Source organism: Streptomyces sp. NPDC029836 (genome assembly GCF_055574495.1).
Genome location: NZ_JBVHZI010000002.1, coordinates 464705 through 482984, shown reverse-complemented (window position 1 = coordinate 482984; position 18280 = coordinate 464705). Strand labels below are relative to the sequence as shown.

15 protein-coding genes are annotated in these 18280 nt (G+C 71.4%); 10 read left to right on the top strand and 5 right to left on the bottom strand.

Features of this window, described 5'->3' with window-relative positions:
• Positions 1–8: 8 nt before the first annotated feature.
• From ACZ4XJ_RS07960 to ACZ4XJ_RS07945, 4 genes are all read left to right on the top strand, one after another.
• A complete protein-coding gene (locus ACZ4XJ_RS07960; protein ID WP_468495643.1) occupies positions 9–1619 on the top strand; it encodes an APC family permease in 1611 nt (536 codons plus the stop codon).
• Positions 1541–3151 carry an amidohydrolase gene (locus ACZ4XJ_RS07955; RefSeq protein WP_468495642.1) on the top strand — a complete coding sequence of 537 codons (1611 nt, stop codon included), beginning with the start codon at positions 1541–1543 and terminating at the stop codon, positions 3149–3151. Before ACZ4XJ_RS07960 ends, ACZ4XJ_RS07955 begins: the two co-directional genes overlap by 79 nt.
• Before the next feature lie 25 nt (positions 3152–3176).
• The gene (locus ACZ4XJ_RS07950) at positions 3177–3428 is read left to right on the top strand and encodes a hypothetical protein (RefSeq protein ID WP_468495641.1); all 252 of its coding nucleotides are present in this window, start codon (positions 3177–3179) and stop codon (positions 3426–3428) included.
• 133 nt (positions 3429–3561) lie between these two features.
• The gene (locus tag ACZ4XJ_RS07945; protein WP_468495640.1) at positions 3562–5631 is read left to right on the top strand and encodes a phosphocholine-specific phospholipase C; all 2070 of its coding nucleotides are present in this window, start codon (positions 3562–3564) and stop codon (positions 5629–5631) included.
• A gap of 28 nt (positions 5632–5659) precedes the next feature.
• Here ACZ4XJ_RS07945 and ACZ4XJ_RS07940 read toward each other — a convergent pair whose 3' ends face one another.
• The 3 genes from ACZ4XJ_RS07940 to ACZ4XJ_RS07930 form a co-directional block, all read right to left on the bottom strand.
• Entirely contained in the window at positions 5660–6556 is an 897-nt protein-coding gene (locus ACZ4XJ_RS07940) for a phosphatase PAP2 family protein (RefSeq protein ID WP_362877203.1), read from the bottom strand.
• A 97-nt stretch (positions 6557–6653) separates the two neighbouring features.
• A complete protein-coding gene (locus ACZ4XJ_RS07935) occupies positions 6654–7700 on the bottom strand; it encodes a LacI family DNA-binding transcriptional regulator (RefSeq protein ID WP_362877204.1) in 1047 nt (348 codons plus the stop codon).
• Between the two features lie 26 nt (positions 7701–7726).
• Positions 7727–9514, bottom strand: a complete 1788-nt coding sequence (locus ACZ4XJ_RS07930; RefSeq protein ID WP_468495639.1) for a glycoside hydrolase family 13 protein — start codon at positions 9512–9514, stop codon at positions 7727–7729.
• A gap of 222 nt (positions 9515–9736) precedes the next feature.
• On the opposite strand from ACZ4XJ_RS07930, the gene ACZ4XJ_RS07925 reads away from it, so the two are divergent.
• The 5 genes from ACZ4XJ_RS07925 (at position 9737) to ACZ4XJ_RS07905 (ending at position 15706) form a co-directional block, all read left to right on the top strand.
• Positions 9737–11011, top strand: a complete 1275-nt coding sequence (locus ACZ4XJ_RS07925; protein WP_362877206.1) for an extracellular solute-binding protein — start codon at positions 9737–9739, stop codon at positions 11009–11011.
• A 6-nt stretch (positions 11012–11017) separates the two neighbouring features.
• Positions 11018–12067, top strand: a complete 1050-nt coding sequence (locus ACZ4XJ_RS07920; RefSeq protein ID WP_362877207.1) for a carbohydrate ABC transporter permease — start codon at positions 11018–11020, stop codon at positions 12065–12067.
• 2 nt (positions 12068–12069) lie between these two features.
• Positions 12070–12981 carry a sugar ABC transporter permease gene (locus ACZ4XJ_RS07915; protein ID WP_468495638.1) on the top strand — a complete coding sequence of 304 codons (912 nt, stop codon included), beginning with the start codon at positions 12070–12072 and terminating at the stop codon, positions 12979–12981.
• 101 nt (positions 12982–13082) lie between these two features.
• Entirely contained in the window at positions 13083–14702 is a 1620-nt protein-coding gene (locus ACZ4XJ_RS07910) for a glycoside hydrolase family 13 protein (protein WP_362877208.1), read from the top strand.
• Positions 14690–15706, top strand: coding sequence for a LacI family DNA-binding transcriptional regulator (locus tag ACZ4XJ_RS07905; RefSeq protein WP_362877209.1), 1017 nt, complete (start codon positions 14690–14692; stop codon positions 15704–15706). Before ACZ4XJ_RS07910 ends, ACZ4XJ_RS07905 begins: the two co-directional genes overlap by 13 nt.
• Before the next feature lie 202 nt (positions 15707–15908).
• Here ACZ4XJ_RS07905 and ACZ4XJ_RS07900 read toward each other — a convergent pair whose 3' ends face one another.
• Together ACZ4XJ_RS07900 and ACZ4XJ_RS07895 are read right to left on the bottom strand one after the other, a co-directional pair.
• Positions 15909–16274, bottom strand: a complete 366-nt coding sequence (locus tag ACZ4XJ_RS07900) for a hypothetical protein (RefSeq protein WP_468495637.1) — start codon at positions 16272–16274, stop codon at positions 15909–15911.
• Positions 16275–16288: 14 nt separating this feature from the next.
• A complete protein-coding gene (locus ACZ4XJ_RS07895; protein ID WP_468495636.1) occupies positions 16289–17542 on the bottom strand; it encodes a helix-turn-helix domain-containing protein in 1254 nt (417 codons plus the stop codon).
• Positions 17543–17853: 311 nt separating this feature from the next.
• Here ACZ4XJ_RS07895 and ACZ4XJ_RS07890 point away from each other — a divergent pair, with 311 nt between their 5' ends.
• Positions 17854–18090 (top strand): hypothetical protein, encoded by a 237-nt coding sequence (locus tag ACZ4XJ_RS07890; protein ID WP_468495635.1) that lies wholly within the window; start codon positions 17854–17856, stop codon positions 18088–18090.
• Positions 18091–18280: the final 190 nt, after the last annotated feature.

Below are 18280 nucleotides of genomic sequence, written 5' to 3'. Positions count from 1 at the left end.
GCCCCCGCATGCCCGAAACGCCGGAACCCGCGCCGAGATCCACCCCCAGCACCACCGCCGCCGGGTCCGCCCTGCGCAGCGGCGCCCTCGGTACGGCCGACATCTCCTTCTTCGTCGTCTCCGCCGCCGCCCCGCTGACCGTCATGGCCGGCGTCGCGCCCGTCGCGATCCTCCTCGGCGGCATCGGCGCCCCCGCCGGATACCTCCTCGCCGGCCTCACGCTCACCGTCTTCGCCGTCGGCTTCACCGCCATGAGCCGCCACGTCCGCAGTGGCGGCGCGTTCTACGCCTACATCGCGCGCGGCCTCGGCAAGCACGTCGGCATCGGCGCCGCCCTGCTCGCACTCGTCGGCTACAACGGCATGGAGATCGGCGTCTACGGCCTCCTCGGCACCACCACCGCCGACACCGGCCACGCCCTCGCCGGCGTCGACATCCCCTGGCCACCGGTCTCCCTCGCCGGCCTCCTGCTCATCTGGTACGGCGGCTTCCGCTCCATCGACTTCGGCGCGAAGCTGCTCGGCGTCCTCCTCGTCGCCGAGACCGGGATACTCGTCCTCCTCGCCGTCGGCGTCCTGGCCGAAGGCGGCGCCCACGGCCTGTCCGCCGCCTCCTTCGCCCCCGGCGCCGTCCTCGTCCCCGGTACCGCCGCCGTGCTGGCCTTCGCCTTCGCCGCGTTCACCGGCTTCGAGTCGACCGTCATCTACCGCCGCGAGGCCCGCGACCCCGACCGGACGATCCCGCGCGCCACCTACATCGCCGTCGCCTTCCTCGGCCTCTTCTACGCCTTCATCGTGTGGACCGTCATCCAGGCCTTCGGCGCCGAGGAAGTGCTCACCGCCGCGGCCGCCGACCCGGGCGGCCTGTTCTTCGCCGCGATCACCACGTACGTCGGGCCCTGGGCGGCGGACCTCATGCACGTCTTCATCGTGACCAGCGTCATCGCCTCCCTGCTCGCCTTCCACAACGCCATCAACCGCTACGTCCTCGCCCTCTCCGAGGAAGGCGTGCTGCCCGCGGCCCTCGGCCGCGTCCACCCCCGGCACGGCTCCCCGTACCTCGCCGGAGCCGCCCAGACCGTCCTCGGCGCCGTCATCGTCCTCGTGTTCGCGCTCGCCGGGGCCGACCCGTACCAACAGCTCCTGCTCTGGGTGAACACCCCGGGCATGATCGGCCTCATGGCCCTGATGCTGCTCGCCGCCATCGCCGTACCGGTGTACTTCCGGCGCCACGTCCACGCCGAGGGGCCCTGGCGCACCTTGGTCGCGCCGGTCACGGCGGCCGCCCTGCTGACCGTCGCGATCTTCCTCGTCGTCTCCAAGGTCGGCCTGTTCACCGCCGCCTCCACCACCGTCAACACCGTCCTCGTGGCCGTCGTCCCCGCCGTGTTCCTCCTCGGTCTCGGCCTCGCCCGGCGACTCAAGTCCCGTCGCCCGGAGGTCTACGCCCGCTTCGCCGAGGACCCTACGGAAGCCGCGGCGGAACCCCGAGCCGAAGCCGAAGCCGAAGTCCCCCGCACCCCCCTCGAAGGAGCAGAGCCGTGCCCGCTGCCGACACCGTCCTCACCGGAGCCCGAGTCCGCACGCTCGACCCCGCCCGCCCCGAAGCCGGTGCGGTAGCCGTCCGCGACGGGCAGATCATCGCCGTCGGCCAGGAGAGCGACGTACGGGACTGGCGCGGACCCGGCACCGAGGTCGTCGACCTGGTCGGCGCCACCCTCACCCCCGGCCTGACCGACGCCCACAGCCACCCCGTGTGGGGCGTCGAGATGGCCGCCGGAACCGACCTCTCCACCGTCCGCGACCTCGATGAACTGCGCGCCGCGCTGCGCACGGCCGAGCGCGGCCCCGGCGGCTGGGTCCTCGGCCACGGCCTCGACCACAACGCCTTCGGCGGCCGGCCCGTCGACCGCGCCCTCGTCGAGGACGCCCTCGCCGGCGCCCCCGCCTTCCTGCGCCTCTACGACGGCCACTCCGCCCTCGCCACCGGCCCGGCCCTCGCCGCCGCGGGCATCACTGGCCCCCGCACGTTCGCCCAACGCTCCGAGATCGTCTGCGACACCGACGCCACCGGCGCCGTACGCCCCACCGGCCACCTCATCGAGCACGCCGCGATGTCCCTCGTCGGCGCCGTCGCCCCCAAGCCCACCGCCGCCGCCCGCCGCGCCCGCCTCCTCGCCCTGCTCGGCGAGATGGCCGCCACCGGCCTGACCGGCGCCCACGTCATGGACCTCGGCGACGGCGACGTACCCGCCCTCCTCGCCACCGTCGAGTACGAGGGCGACCTGCCGCTGCGGCTGCGCCTCGCCCCCTGGTGCATGCCGGGCGCGAGCGACGAGGAACTGGCCGAACTCATCGAGCTGCAACTCACCGGCGGCCGGCACTGGCAGGTCGGCGGCGTCAAGTTCTTCATGGACGGCACCGTCGAGGGCGGCACCGCCTGGCTGGAGCACGCCGACTGCCACGGCCAGGGCACCGACGCCTTCTGGCCCGACCTCCCCGCCTACGCCCGCGCCGTACGCATCCTCGACACCGCCGGGGTCCGCACCGCCACCCACGCCATCGGCGACGCGGCCGTCCGACACGTCCTGGACACCGTCGCCTCCCTCGGCGCGCACGGCGCGATGCGGCACCGGATCGAACACATCGAGACCGTCCCCGACGACCAGCTGGGGCGGTTCGCCGAACTCGGCGTGATCGCCTCCATGCAGCCCCCGCACACCGCGTACACCCGCGCCGACCACACCGACGAATGGTCCAAACGGCTCGGCGACGAGCGGGCCGCCCGGGCCTGGCGCTGCCGGGACCTGCGGGACGCGGGCGCGGTCCTGGCCCTCGGCTCCGACTGGCCCATCGCCCACCACGACGCCCGCCAGGTCCTCGCGACGGCGCTGCGCCCGCGCGGCGCGGCAGCCGCCGGCCGCTACCTGACGGGCCTGATGGCCCTGGAGGGGATGACCTCGCACGCCGCGCTCGCGGCGGGGGAGCAGTGGGTGGCCGGCCGGATCGCCCCCGGCCACCGGGCGGACCTGACGGCCTTCGCCGTCGACCCGGTCACGGCCGCACCGGACGAACTGGCCGAGGCCCCGATCCGCCTGACGGTGTCGGGCGGCCGGATCACCCACCGCGACCAAGGCCCCGCCGCCCCCTGACGCGGCGGTCGAGCGGGGCGATGCCGTGGACGACTTCGGCGGGGCGCAGTCCTCGCGGTGCCCGGGGGTGGGGGTGGGGGAGGGGAAGGCGCGCTCGCAGGCCTCGCTCGCCGTACGCGGCCCCGTGGCCGCGGCCCACGCCGGTGCCGTGCGCGCCCTTATGGCATCGCCCGGCGCGTGGATGTGGGTCGCCGCGCACGCCTACCGGCGGATCACCGGGGACCGGGAGTGCGCCGTGCCCGTACCGCCGGCCGCACCGACGCACGGTCCGCGGTGAACTCGGCCGGAATCCGGCTGCCGTTCGTCTCGTGTACCCGTCACCGTCATACACGGCTCCCTCCCCGGTTTTCCCGGGGCGCTGTCCTTGGGAACGGTCAACACCCACGAACAAAGCAGAGGTCACTCTCGCCATGGCAGAACTCAACCGCCGCCGTTTTCTCCAGCTCACCGGCGGCGCCGCCGCCCTGAGCCTGCTCAACGAGAGCATCGCGCGCGCCGCCTCCATCCCCGCGCAGGGGACCACCGGGACCATCGCCGATGTCGAGCACATCGTGGTCCTGATGCAGGAGAACCGTTCCTTCGACCACTACTACGGTGCGCTGCGCGGCGTCCGCGGCTTCGGTGACCCGCGCCCCGTGACCCTGCCGAGCGGCAAGTCCGTCTGGCACCAGAGCGACAACGCGGGCAAGGAGACGCTGCCCTTCCGTCCGCCGTCGGACGACCTCGGCATGGAGTTCCTCCAAGGCCTCAACCACGACTGGGCCGGCGGCCAGAGCGCCTTCAACAAGGGCAAGTACGACAACTGGGTGCCCGCCAAGACGCCGGCGACCATGGCCCACCTGACGCGCGAGGACATCCCGTTCCACTACGCGCTCGCCGACGCGTTCACCATCTGCGACGCCTACCACTGCTCGTTCATCGGCTCGACCGACCCCAACCGCTACTACCTCTGGTCCGGCCACACCGGCAACGACGGCAAGAACGGCGGCCCGGTCCTCGACAACGCCGAAGCCGGATACGACTGGACCACCTACCCCGAGCGCCTGGAGGAGGCGGGCGTCTCCTGGAAGGTCTACCAGGACATCGGCGACGGCCTCGACGCCGCCGGCTCCTGGGGCTGGATCAACGACGCCTACCGCGGCAACTACGGGGACAACTCGCTCCTGTACTTCAACAAGTACCGGGGCGCCCAGCCGGGGAACCCGCTCTTCGACAAGGCCCGCACCGGCACCGACGCGCGGACCGGCGAGGGCTACTTCGACCGGCTGCGCGCGGACGTCGCCGCAGGCACGCTGCCCCAGGTCTCCTGGATCGCGGCCCCCGAGGCCTTCAGCGAGCACTCGAACTGGCCCTCCAACTACGGCGCGTGGTACATCGCGCAGGTGCTGGACGCGCTGACCTCCAACCCGGACGTCTGGGCCCGTACCGCGCTCTTCATCACCTACGACGAGAACGACGGCTTCTTCGACCACGTCGTCCCGCCGTACGCCCCCGCGAACGCCGACCAGGGCCTGTCGACCACGCCGACCGCACTGGACGTCTTCCCCGGCAAGGCCGGCTACGTCGCCGGACCGTACGGGCTGGGCCCGCGCGTGCCCATGCTGGTCGTCTCCCCGTGGAGCACCGGCGGCTACTCCTGCTCCGAGACCTTCGACCACACCTCCGTGCTGCGCTTCATGGAGCAGCGCTTCGGTGTGCACGAGCCCAACATCTCGCCCTGGCGCCGCGCCGTCTGCGGTGACCTGACCTCGGCCTTCGACTTCGCCCGCAAGGACACCGCCACGGTGTCGCTGCCCGACACCGGAGCGTGGGCGCCGCAGGACCGCGAGCGCCACCCCGACTTCCGGGCCACCCCGCCGGCCGTGGGCGCCATGCCGCGCCAGGAGAAGGGCCTGTGCCGCACCCGCCCGCTGGGCTACGCCCCGTACGTGGACGGCTCGGCGCTCATCGGCGAGGGCAGGTTCCGGCTGACGTTCAGCGGCGGCCCGGACCTGGGTGCGCAGTTCTACGTCACCGCGGCCAACCGGACCGACGCCCCCTGGACGTACACCACCGAGGCCGGCAGGACGATCTCGGACACCTGGAACACCCGCTACTCGGCCGGTGTCACCGACCTCACCGTCCACGGCCCGAACGGGTTCCTGCGCGGCTTCCGCAACCCCGGCACCAGCGCCGGCCCCGAGGTCACGGCCCGCCACAACGCGGGCACGGGCAACCTGGACCTCACCCTCACCAACGCGGGGGCTTCGACGGCGACGCTCACGGTCACCAACGCCTACGGCGGCGGCCCCAAGCGCCTCACGGTGGCCAAGGGCGCCACCGTCACCCACAGCGTCCCGTTGAAGAACACGAAGCGCTGGTACGACGTGACGGTCACCTCGTCCGAGGTCGCGGACTTCGGCCGGCGCTTCGCCGGCAAGGTGGAGACCGGCGCGGCCGGCCTGTCGGACCCGGCGATCCTGACGGAGCAGTCCTCCTGATCGCGGCGCCCGCGCGTCCGCACCCGCCTCAGGCGCGGGTGCGGGGGCGCAGGCGGTTCAGCAGGTCCGTCGCCGGGTGGGCGTCATCGCGCTCGGGGTGGCGCGGCAGCCGGTGCGGCAGTGCGCCGTACCAGGCCCGCGAGACGCCGTAGCCGAAGGCCAGGCAGATCATTCCGCCGACGGCGTCGAGCCAGAAGTGGTTCGCGGTGGCCACGATGACGACGAGGGTCGCCGTGGGGTAGAGCAGACCCAGGATCCGGGCCCAGGGGGCCGAGGCGACCGCGAAGATCGTCAGCCCGCACCAGAGCGACCACCCTATGTGCATGGACGGCATCGCGGCGTACTGGTTCGACATGTTCTTCAGGTTCCCGGAGGCCATGGAACCCCAGGTGTGGTGCACGAGCACCGTGTCGATGAAGTTCTGCCCGTTCATCAGCCGGGGCGGCGCGAGCGGGTACAGGTAGTAGCCGACGAGGGCGACGCCCGTGGTGGCGAAGAGGATCAGGCGGGTCGCGGCGTACCGCCCCGGATGAAAGCGGTAGATCCACACGAGCACGCCGATGGTCACCACGAAGTGGAGGGTCGCGTAGTAGTAGTTCATGCCGACGATCAGCCACGTCACCGAGTTGATGCCGTGGTTGACGCCCTGCTCCACGGCGATGCCCAGGCTCCGCTCCAGCTCCCAGATCCAGTCGGCGTTCGCCAGTGCGGCGGCCTTCTGCTCGGGCACCGCGTTGCGGATCAGCGAGTACGTCCAGTAGCTGACGGCGATCAGCAGGATCTCGAACCAGATGCGGGGCCGGCGCGGTGCGCGCAGCCGCGTGAGGAGGGTGCGTTCGGACGCCGGACGGGCCTCGTACTCGGTCACGGGGGGTGACGAGACGTCCGTCCGGGTTTCCAGTGTCTTCACGCTCGCTTCACCCATGGGGAGAGAGTCTGCCAGATGGGATCTCCCCTCCGATCATCCCTCGGGACGGTCTTGGGGAGCGGGGGGTCCGCCCTGCGGACTACAACCCCGGCTCCTACCGGGCCGAGGCTTCCCGGGCCCGCCGCTGGCCCGGCCCGGAAGCGGTCGAACCACGGACCACCAGCTCGGGCAGGAAGACGAACTCGCTGTGCGGGGCCGGCGTACCGCCGATCTCCTCCAGCAGGGTCCGCACCGCGGCCTGCCCCATCGCCAGGACCGGCTGGCGGATCGTGGTCAGCGGCGGATCGGTGAACGCTATGAGGGGGGAGTCGTCGAAGCCCACGACCGACACGTCCTGCGGGACGCGCAGTCCCTGCTGCCGGGCGGCACGGATCGCGCCCAGCGCCATCATGTCGCTCGCGCACACCACGGCGGTGCAGCCCCGGGAGATCAGCGCGGCCGCCGCGGCCTGCCCGCCCTCCAGGGTGTAGAGGGAGTGCTGGATCAGCTCCTCCGCCTCGGCCCCGTCGAGCCCGAGCCGCTCCTTCATGCCCAGCCGGAAGCCCTCGATCTTGCGCAGCACCGGCACGAACCGCTTCGGCCCGACGGCCAGCCCGATCCGGGTGTGCCCGAGCGCCGTCAGGTGGGTCACGGCGAGCTGCATGGCGGCCCGGTCGTCGGGGGAGACGAAGGGGGCCCGCACCTTGTCGGAGAACCCGTTGATCAGGACGTACGGGACGCCCTGGCCGCGGAGTTGGTCGTAGCGACCCATGTCGGCGGTGGTGTCGGCGTGCAATCCCGAGACGAAGATGATCCCGGAGACGCCGCGGTCGACCAGCATCTCCGTCAGCTCGTCCTCGGTGGACCCGCCGGGCGTCTGCGTGGCCAGTACGGGGGTGTACCCCTGGCGGGTCAGGGCCTGCCCGATGACCTGCGCGAGCGCCGGGAAGATCGGGTTGTCCAGCTCGGGCGTTATCAACCCGACGAGCCCCGCGCTGCGCTGCCGCAGCCGTACGGGACGCTCGTAGCCGAGGACGTCGAGGGCGGCCAGCACGGACTCGCGGGTGCCTGCGGCCACACCGGGCTTGCCGTTGAGCACGCGGCTGACTGTGGCTTCGCTGACCCCCGCCTGGGCTGCGATGTCGGCTAGCCGTGCGGTCACGGGATGGGACTGTACCGGGCGCGCGTTCAGATTGCCCACCACGTGCAGGAATCCGCCGGGAGCAGGACGGTACGCCCGTCCGTCCGCACCGGCGAGCTCGACAGGACGGGCCGCCCCGGGGCCGGCAGCTCCACCGGCTCCGACCCGGTGTTGACGGTGCAGGCGAAGCCGGGGCGGGTGAAGAGGAGGACTCCGTCGGGCGCCGGCAGCCACTCCATGCCGGAAGGGGCGACGGCTCCGGGGGTGCGGGCGCCGGGAACCTCGGCCGGCGCGGTATCGGCCGGGGCGGGCGGAGCGTCCGCCGCGCACCGGCCGGCTTCCGGGGCGCCCAGGCCCGGCATCGCCCGGCGCAGTTCCAGGGCCGCCCGGTACAGCTCCAGGGTGGAGTGCGGGTCCCCGGTCTGGGCGGCCACGCTCAGCCCGGCCCAGTCACCGGGCTGCGGGAGCCAGCTGCCGGCGCCGCCGAAACCGTACGGCGGCTCCTCGCCGCACCAGGGCAGCGGGATCCGGCACCCGTCGCGGAGCCCGTCCTGCCCGGCGGCCTCGGCGGCCTCCGCTTCCCCGCTCCCCGGCGCGGGGGCCGGGGAGCCGGCCTGGCGCGGGATCCGGCCGCGGCGGAACGCCGGGTCGCGGCGGGCCTCGTCGGGCAGGTCGGTGACCTCCGGCAGCCCCAGTTCCTCCCCCTGGTACACGTACGCCGAACCCGGCAGCGCCAACATCAGCAGCGCCGCCGCCCGCGCCCGGGCCAGGCCCCGCGGCCCGCCCCCGTACCGGGTCACGTGCCGCACGACGTCGTGGTTGGACAGCACCCACGTGGTCGGCGCCCCCACCGAGGCCGTCGCCGCCAGGGACTCGTCGATGACGGTCCGCATCGCGGCCGGGTCCCACGGACAGTTCAGGAACCGGAAGTTGAAGGCCTGGTGCAGCTCGTCGGGCCGGACGTACAGCGCGAGCCGCTCCGAGGTCGGCGCCCACGCCTCGGCGACGCCGATCCGCTCGCCCCCGTAGGAGTCCAGCAGCCGGCGCCAGGAACGGTGGATCTCGTGGACCCCGTCCTGATCGAAGAAGGGGAGCGGTTCGGTGCCGATCAGCGTGGCCTGCGCGCCACGGCCGATGTCGGGCAGCCCGGGTGCCTTGACCATGCCGTGGGCCACGTCGATGCGGAAGCCGTCCACCCCGAGGTCCAGCCAGAACCGCAGGACCGACGCGAACTCCGCCGCCACCTCCGGGTGCTCCCAGTCCAGGTCGGGCTGCTCGGGGGCGAAGAGGTGCAGGTACCAGTCCCCGTCCGGCACCCGCGTCCAGGCGGGACCGCCGAAGACGGACTCCCAGTCGTTCGGCGGCCGCCCCCCGTCCGCGCCGCGCCCGGGCCGGAACAGGTACCGCTCCCGGGCCGGGCTGCCCGGCCCGGCGGCGAGGGCCTCCCGGAACCAGGGGTGCTGCTCGGAGGTGTGGTTCGGCACCACGTCGACGATGACCCGCAGGCCGAGCGCGTGCGCGGCGCGGACCAGGTCGTCGGCGTCGGAGAGGTCCCCGAAGAGCGGGTCGACGGCGCGGTAGTCGGCGACGTCGTAGCCGCCGTCGGCCTGGGGGGAGACGTAGAAGGGGGTCAGCCACACCGCGTCCACGCCGAGCCGGGCCAGGTGCGGGAGCCGCTCGCGGACCCCGCGCAGGTCGCCGATCCCGTCGCCGTCGCCGTCCGCGAAGGAGCGCACGTAGACCTGGTAGATGACGGCATCGCGCCACCAGCCACCGCTCGTGGTGGGGTTGCTGGAAGCGCTTGCAAGCCCGGAGGCCGTCAACTCGTGGGTCATATCGGGGTCAACGCGGGTACACACCCCATGGTTGCGGGCCCGGACACTCGAAGGTGGGTCGAACTAACAGCAAGCCGAGGCAACCGTACGGACACACGGATGTAACGATCGCCGCGTCTTGCAGAAAATTGCCGCAAGGTCTTTCGGTCGGCTTTCAGTCTTGTTACGTTCTCGGCAACTCGGGACCGCAGGGACGCGGCCGGGATCATCGAAGGAGTTCATATGCGGCGTGGCATAGCGGCCACCGCGCTGGTCGCGGCCCTGGCGCTCGCGGCGACGGCTTGCGGTGGTGACACCAAGGACGACACCGGGGACATCAAGGCCGGCGGTGAACTGAGCGGCACGGTCACCTGGTGGGACACCTCGAACGAGGCCGAGAAGGCGAGCTTCCAGAAGATCGCCGAGGCGTTCACCGCCAAGCACCCGAAGGTCACGGTCAAGTACGTCAACGTCCCGTACGGCGACGCGCAGAACAAGGTCAAGAACGCCTTCAACTCCGGCGCCGAAGCCCCTGACGTGATCCGCGCGGACGTCGGCTGGGTCGCCGACTTCGCCTCCCTCGGCTACCTCGACGAGGTTCCCGCCGAGACGGCCAAGAAGATCGACGCCGAGTTCCTGCCGCAGGCCGCGGCCAGCGGCAAGTACGACGGCAAGACCTTCGCCGTCCCGCAGGTCATCGACACCCTCGGCCTCTTCTACAACAAGAAGATGCTCGCGGACGCCGGCGTCCAGCCCCCCACCACGCTGGAGGAGCTGAAGACGGCCGCCGCCGCGATCAAGGCGAAGAGCGGCAAGACCGGCCTCTACCTGCGCGGCGACGACTCCTACTGGCTCTTCCCGTTCATCTACGGCGAGGGCGGCGACCTGGTCGACGCCAAGAACAAGACGGTCACCGTCGACAACCCGGCGGGCGTCAAGGCCTTCAAGGCCGCGCGTGACCTCGTCACCTCGGGCGCCGCGGTGACCAACGCCACCGACGGCTTCGCCAACATGCAGACGGCCTTCAAGTCCGGCGAGGTCGCCATGATGATCAACGGCCCCTGGGCCGTCGCCGACACCTACGCCGGTGAGCAGTTCAAGGACAAGGCCAACCTCGGCGTCGCCGCCGTCCCGGCCGGCTCCGTCAAGGCGGGCGCCCCCCAGGGCGGCCACGACCTCGCCGTGTACGCCGGTTCCAAGAACCGCGCCGCGGCGCACGCCTTCGTCGAGTACCTCACCTCGCAGGAGGTGCAGGTCCAGTCCGCCAAGGAGCTGAGCCTGCTGCCGACCCGTACCGCCGCCTACGACCAGCCGGACGTCAAGAGCAGCGAGATGGTCCAGTTCTTCAAGCCGGCCGTCGACAAGGCCGTCGAGCGCGCCTGGATCCCGGAGAACGGCTCCCTCTTCGAGCCGCTGAAGGTCGAATACACCAAGGCCCTCACCGGCACCTCCACCCCGGAGGAAGCCGCCAAGGCCGCCGGAGCAGAGTTCCGCAAGATCCTCAAGGGCTGGAAGTAACGAACCATGGCTGCTCACACCAGCCAGTCGGTGGCGAAGGCCGCGGACGGGGTAGCCGGTACCACCGGTCCCGTCCGCGGCCGGAGCCGCAGGACTGACAGCGCAGGCACCGGCGGCGCACGCGGCCCGCGCCCCGGCTTCAAGCGGGCCCTCGCCACGCACTGGTACGCCTGGACGATGATCGCCCCGGTCGTCCTCGTCCTCGGCGTGATCATCGGCTGGCCGCTCGTCCGCGGCATCTACCTGTCGCTGACCGACGCCAACGAACGCAACGTCGCCCGCACCATCGGCGTCCGCCACATCGAGGCGACGTACGAGTTCGTCGGCCTCGACAACTACGTGGCCGTCCTCGGCGACCCGGTGTTCCTGCAGCGGCTGGTGTGGACGGTGGTGTGGACCGTCGCGTGCGTGTCCATCACCTTCGGCCTCGGCCTCGGCCTGGCCAACATGCTCAACCGGCAGTTCCGGGGCCGCGCCGCCTACCGGATGGCGCTCATCCTGCCCTGGGCCGTCCCCGGCTTCGTCTCCGTCTTCGCCTGGCGGTTCCTCTTCAACCGCGACAACGGCATCCTCAACAAGGTCCTCGACGGCGGCGGCATCGCCGCGATCCCGTGGCTCGACGACCCCACCTGGGCCAAGTTCTCCGTCATCGCCGTCAACGTCTGGCTCGGCGTCCCCTTCATGATGGTCGCCCTGCTCGGCGGACTGCAGTCCATCCCCGGAGAGCTGTACGAGGCCGCCGAGATGGACGGGGCCTCCGCCTGGCAGCGCTTCCGGCACATCACCCTGCCCGGACTGCGCGCGGTGAGCATGACCGTCATCCTGCTCTCCACCATCTGGACCTTCAACATGTTCCCGGTGATCTTCCTGCTCACCCGGGGCGGGCCCGGTGACTCCACCGAGATCCTCGTGACCCAGGCCTTCCGCGAGGCCTTCGTCGCCAGCCCGCGCGACTTCGCCGGCTCCGCGACCTGGGGCGTCCTCATCCTGGCCCTGCTCATGATCTTCGCGCTGGTCTACCGGCGCTCGCTGCGCAAGCAGGGAGAGGTGTGGTGACCGTGACCACTTCCACGACCACCGACGCCGGGACCGGCACGCGCACCGGCCCGGCGGCTCCGCCCGCCGCGGCGCACCCCGCCCGCCCGCGCGGCAGCCGCTCCCCGCTCGCCTCCTTCGCCCTGCACGCCACCCTCGTCGGGGCGTCCGTGATCGCCGTCTTCCCGGTCCTCTGGATCCTGCTGACCTCGCTCAAGCCCGCGCAGCACGCCATCACCACCGACTTCGTCAAGGAACCGACCCTCGCGAACTACGGCCACCTGCTGGAGGACACCCACTTCCTCAGCTGGTTCGCGAACTCCGTCCTCGTCGCCGGCGTCACCACCGTGCTCGGCGTGTTCATCGCCGCCACCACCGGATACGCCGTCAGCCGGTTCAAGTTCCCCGGCATGAAGCCCCTCATGTGGACCCTGCTCATCACGCAGATGTTCCCCATGGCGATCCTCATCGTCCCGCTCTACAACCTGATGGGCGAGCTGGGGCTGCTCAACCAGCCGCTCGGCCTGATCATCACGTACCTCACCATCGCCGTGCCGTTCTGCGCGTGGATGATGAAGGGCTTCTTCGACACCATCCCCGTCGAGATCGACGAATCCGGACGCGTCGACGGACTCAACCCGTTCGGCACCTTCTGGCGGCTGATCCTCCCGCTCGCCAAGCCCGGCCTCGCCGTCACCGGCTTCTACGCCTTCATCACCGCCTGGGGCGAAGTCGCCTACGCCTCCGCCTTCATGGTCGGCGAGGAGAACCTCACCCTGGCCGGCGGACTCCAGACCTTCGTCACCCAGTACACCTCCAACTGGGGAGCGATGAGCGCGGCCTCCGTCCTCATCGCGATCCCCGCAGCCGTGTTCTTCCTCTTCGCCCAGCGTCACCTCGTCGCCGGGATGACGGCGGGCGCGACCAAGGGCTGACCACCCGAGCCGCTGACCACCTGAGCCGCCCACCACCCGGCGGCTCACCAGCAGCCGCGCCCGCCCGCTCCACCTCCCGGCCCGACCTCTCCAAGGACGACATGACCCAGCACCTCGCCGACGCACTTCCCGCCCCGACCGGCACCCTGCCCGGTTGGTGGAGAGAAGCGGTGATCTACCAGGTCTATCCGCGCAGCTTCGCCGACTCCAACGGGGACGGCATGGGGGACCTCGAAGGCATCCGCACCCGACTGCCCTACCTCAAGGAGCTCGGCGTCGACGCCGTCTGGCTGAGCCCCTTCTACGCCTCCCCGCAGGCCGACGCCGGCTACGACGTCGCCGACTACCGGGCCATCGACCCCATGTTCGGCACCCTGCACGACGCCGACGCGGTGATACGCGAAGCCCACGACCTGGGCCTGCGCATCATCGTCGACCTCGTCCCCAACCACTGCTCCGACCAGCACGAATGGTTCAAGCAGGCACTGCGGGAGGGCCCCGGCACCCCGCTGCGCGAGCGCTTCCACTTCCGCCCGGGCCGGGGGGCCGACGGTGCGGAGCCCCCGAACGACTGGGAGTCCATCTTCGGTGGACCCGCCTGGACCCGCGTCGCCGACGGCGAGTGGTACCTGCACCTCTTCGCCCCCGAACAGCCCGACTTCAACTGGGAACACCCCGCCGTCCAGGACGAGTTCCGCTCCATCCTGCGGTTCTGGCTCGACCTCGGCGCCGACGGCTTCCGCATCGACGTCGCCCACGGCCTCGTCAAGGCCCCCGGCCTGCCCGACCTCGGCCGCGACGAACAGCTCAAGCTGCTCGGCAACCAGGTGCTGCCCTTCTTCGACCAGGACGGCGTCCACGAGATCTACCGCTCCTGGCGCACCGTGCTGGACGAGTACGCCGGCGACCGCATCGGCGTCGCCGAGGCCTGGACCCCCAGCGCCGACCGCACCGCCCTCTACCTGCGCCCCGACGAACTCCACCAGGCCTTCAACTTCCACTACCTGAACACCGGTTGGGACGCCGAAGCGCTGCGCGGCGCCATCGACGACTCCCTCGACTCGATGCGTCCCGTCGGCGCCCCCACCACCTGGGTGCTGTCCAACCACGACGTCGTGCGCCACCGCACCCGCTTCGGCAGTCTGGAACGGGCGCGCGCCGCCGCGCTGCTCATGCTGGCCCTGCCCGGATCGGCGTACGTCTACCAGGGCGAGGAACTCGGGCTGCCCGAGGTCGTGGACCTCCCGGACGAGGTCCGCCAGGACCCCTCGTTCTTCAAGGCCAACGGGCAGGACGGCCTGCGCGACGGCTGCCGCGTCCCGATCCCGTGGTCCGGCGACCGGGCCCCGTACGGCTTCGGCGACGGCGGCAGCTGGCTGCCGCAGCCCGCCGAGTGGGCGGGCCTGAGCGTCGAGGCGCAGACCGGCGACCCGGCGTCCACCCTGGAGCTGTACCGGGCCGCCCTGCGGATCCGCCGCGAGCAGTCCGACCTCGGCGCGGGCGACCACGTCGAGTGGCTGCCCGCCCCCGCCGGGGTGCTGGCGTTCCGCCGGGGCCGCTTCGTGTGCACCGTCAACACCACCGGCGAGCCCGTCGCGTACGCGGCTCCCGGCGCGAGCGAAGTGCTGCTGAGCAGCTGTGCTCCCGACGTCGCCGGTACCGCGTCCGGCGTCCTGCCCGGTGTTCTGCCCGCCGACAGCGCCGTGTGGTGGCGGGGGTGACTTCCCCGTTGCGGCTGACGGACATCGCCGCGCAGGCCCAGGTCAGCGAGGCGACCGTCAGTCGCGTGCTCAACGGCAAGTCGGGCGTGGCCGCCGGCACCCGGCACAAGGTGCTGGCCGCGCTCGACCTGCTCGGCTACGAGCGGCCCGTCCGGCTCAAGCGCCGCAGCAACGGGCTCGTCGGGCTGCTCATCCCCGAACTCACCAACCCGATCTTTCCGGCGTTCGCCCAGGTGATCGAGCAGGCGCTGGCCGGCCACGGATACACGCCGGTGCTGTGCACGCAGACGCCGGGCGGGGCCACCGAGGACGAACTGGTGGAACAGCTGGAGGAACGCGGGGTCACCGGCATCGTCTTCCTGTCCGGACTGCACGCCGACGCGCACGCCGACCCGTCGCGCTACCGGCGACTGGCGGCGCGCGGCGTGCCGTTCGTACTGATCAACGGGTTCAACGAGGGGATCAGCGCGCCCTTCGTCTCCCCGGACGACCGGGCCGCCGCCGACATGGCCGTCCGGCACCTGGAGGAACTCGGGCACCGGCGGATCGGCCTGGCGATCGGGCCGACGCGGTACGTGCCGTCGGCGCGCAAGGAGCAGGGGTTCCTGGCGGCCGTTCCCTCGGCCGAGGAGGAGGGGCTGATCCAGCGCACCCTGTTCACGGTCGAGGGCGGCCACGCCGCCGGCGGGGCCCTCCTCGACCGGGGCTGCACCGGCATCGTGTGCGGCAGCGACCCGATGGCGCTGGGCGTCGTACGGGCGGCCCGGGAACGGGGGCTGCGGGTGCCGGAGGACGTCTCGGTGGTCGGCTTCGACGACTCCCCGCTCATCGCGTTCACGGACCCGCCCCTGACGACGGTCCGCCAACCCGTCCGCGCCATGGCGACGGCGGCGGTCGGCGCCCTCCTCGAAGCGGTGGCCGGCACCCCGGTCCAGCGCACGGAGTACGTCTTCCAACCGGAACTGGTCGTCCGCGGCTCCACGGGCCCGGGCCCGGGGGCGTAGGGGGCGGGGCCCTCAGCGGTGCGGCGAAGGGGAGGGCGCTGCCCGACACGGCATGCGCCCGCCACACCCTTCCCGGGACCACGACCGCGCCCCGCCCACCCGACGAGACGACCACAAGGGCCTGGGAAGCCTCCGGATTAGGCAGATCGCTACGCCCTTCTCGCGGCCGGTGTCCTACGACCGTCCTGTGGCGAGAAGCGGCTCAGTCAACGGCCTTCTCGATGGCCTCGAAGATGTCCGAGTCGGTTTCCTGCTGCCAGGTGGGCAGTTCGGGCCAGTCAGCGACGTACCCGGGCTTCGGGTCCTCGAACTGCTTGTACATTTGGGCCGTCCAGCATGTCGCGACGAACCGGCCCTTCTGCTCGCGTGACAATCGGGACGTGTGGCCGCCGCTGAGCTTCACGAAGTGCCGTACCTGTTCGTAGACGGAGCCGGCAGCCTCGCGTTCCCACTGCGGCGTATCGGCCCACGGCGTGACGTAGCCCGGCTTGGGCTCCCCGGGAAAGTGCTGGTGGACGCCCGCGATCCACGTCTCCCGGAACAATCGTGCGCCTTCGGTCTGTGGCATGCCGACCCTTCTCCTCATGGTGTGTTCAGCATGGCGATGTCCGCTCCCAGCTCTGCCACGCGACGGTCGTGCCTCATCGGGCCGAACTCGGCGCACAGCGCCAGGAGTCTACGGACGATATAGCCGGATGATGAGGCCTGCGCCAGATGGATGGCCTGCCGCCCGTACGCCATGAGCTGTTCGGGATCGCGTCGCCTCGCCCCGACGGCGGCCAAGTCCGCCAGCACGGCCCCCTTGCGACGATAGGACTGTCCGGATAGCAGAGCGGCCTCATCCAAGGCGCGGTTCAGCGTCTCCTCTGCCAAGTCCAAACGGCCGAGCTTCAGGTACCGGGCTCCCCTCTCCTCGGCGAGTCGTGTTCCGTCGAATCGCAACCATCCGCCGTTGGCGCTGTCGGAAGCGAGGTCACGGACCTTCTCGGCTCGGTCCAGTGCACGTTCGCAGGCACTCAGGTCACCAAGGCCCGCGTAGGCCTCCGCCTGGACCGACGCGACCCACTGGCGGGTGGACAGACTGCTGTTTCCTCGTCCGGCCAATCGCTCGGCCGCGTCGAGCATCTGTGCCGCCTGACCGTAGCGCTGCTCGGACATGTCCACGTAGGCGTGGCGAACAAGGGCGCAGGCCCACAGGTCGTAGGCGTCCGCGTCCTTGCTGACGGACGCCGCGAGCGTGTACGAGGCGGCCGCATCGGCGTACCTGTTGCCGTCAAAGGCGACCTCGCCTGCCATTTGGAAGAGATCGGCCGCCGCACTCAGGAGGAGGCGGGAATCGCCCCGGCCGGAGGACAGCGCCTCGTTCAACGTCGTCAGCTGGTCACGGATGATCGTGTAGACGGAGCCTTTCGAACGGGCCAGTCGATAGACCTGCCAAAGGTGGGCGTTCATCCGCTCGAAATCTGCAGGCGTCCCCCTTGCCGCCCCGTCCGAGAGGGCGTCGGCGTCGTCCATCGGGAAGGAGGAAAGCGCACCGCTGATCGTGAGGATGCGGAGGAATTCGCGGCGGATCATCTCGTCGAGGTCTCCCGCGGTCGGGTGGTCACTGCACTGGTTCCCGGGGGCCTCCGGGCCTGCGGCTCGTGGCTCCGCGAGGAGGTCGCCGAGCTCTTGGAGACTGATCCCGAGGGTGGTTGCCAGGCGTCGTCGCTGGGGTGGTTGCGGCTCGACCTTGCCGCTCTCCCAGCGCCCGACCGTCGTACGGTCCACGCCGAGCAGTTCGGCCAGTTCCTCCTGACTGTAGCCCAGGGCCCTCCGCCGTCCAGCAAGTCCCATGCCGGCCCCTTCTCACAGTTCGGAACCTCGTGCACGGATCTGCGTCAAGCCTGCCGCATCGATGCTGTGGAGTCCGCCGACTTCCGTCGGTTTCCTTGGACTCGTCACGAACGGGTCGTCGAGTTCGGAAAGGGATGCCATGGAAATGGACGGCACGGAGGGACTGACTTCGGACGGGCCCAGTAGGCTCCAGCCCCTCGTGAGGGCCCACGGTGCGGGCTGGGGAGCGTGGTTCGGGATCAGTGAGGAACTGCTTGAGCGGGCATGTGCCGGCTGGGAACTCTTCGTCTTCTCCATCGAGGGTTCGTCCGATGAGTGAGCGGTACGAGTACCTTCCCCATCTGCTCCTGCGCCGCCGGGTCCGCGACATCGCTTCGGGCGTCGAAGGCGAACTGATGGCCGTGGTCAACGAGAACGTCTCGGACACGGCAGTGGAGCGCTGGATGGAGCTGGCCTACATCCGTGCCGCGTCCGGCCGGGAATTCACCACCTCGGTCGCCAATGTCGCCCCTGCCGCTGACCAACCTCAGGCGGCTCGCAGACGCTGAACCGGTCGAAGAAGGCACGGATCCGAAGCGTCTTGGCCGTCTGACGTCTCCTGCGGCTGATGTCGTCGTCCTGGCGGGCGGGTAGGGGCTATGGCCGCACCCGTGGGTCTCCCGTAGGCCCTCCGACCTCCCCGCGCGCCAGGTGAGCCGACCCCCGCCCCCTCGCCTCATCCCTGACGGCCCCGCTCCT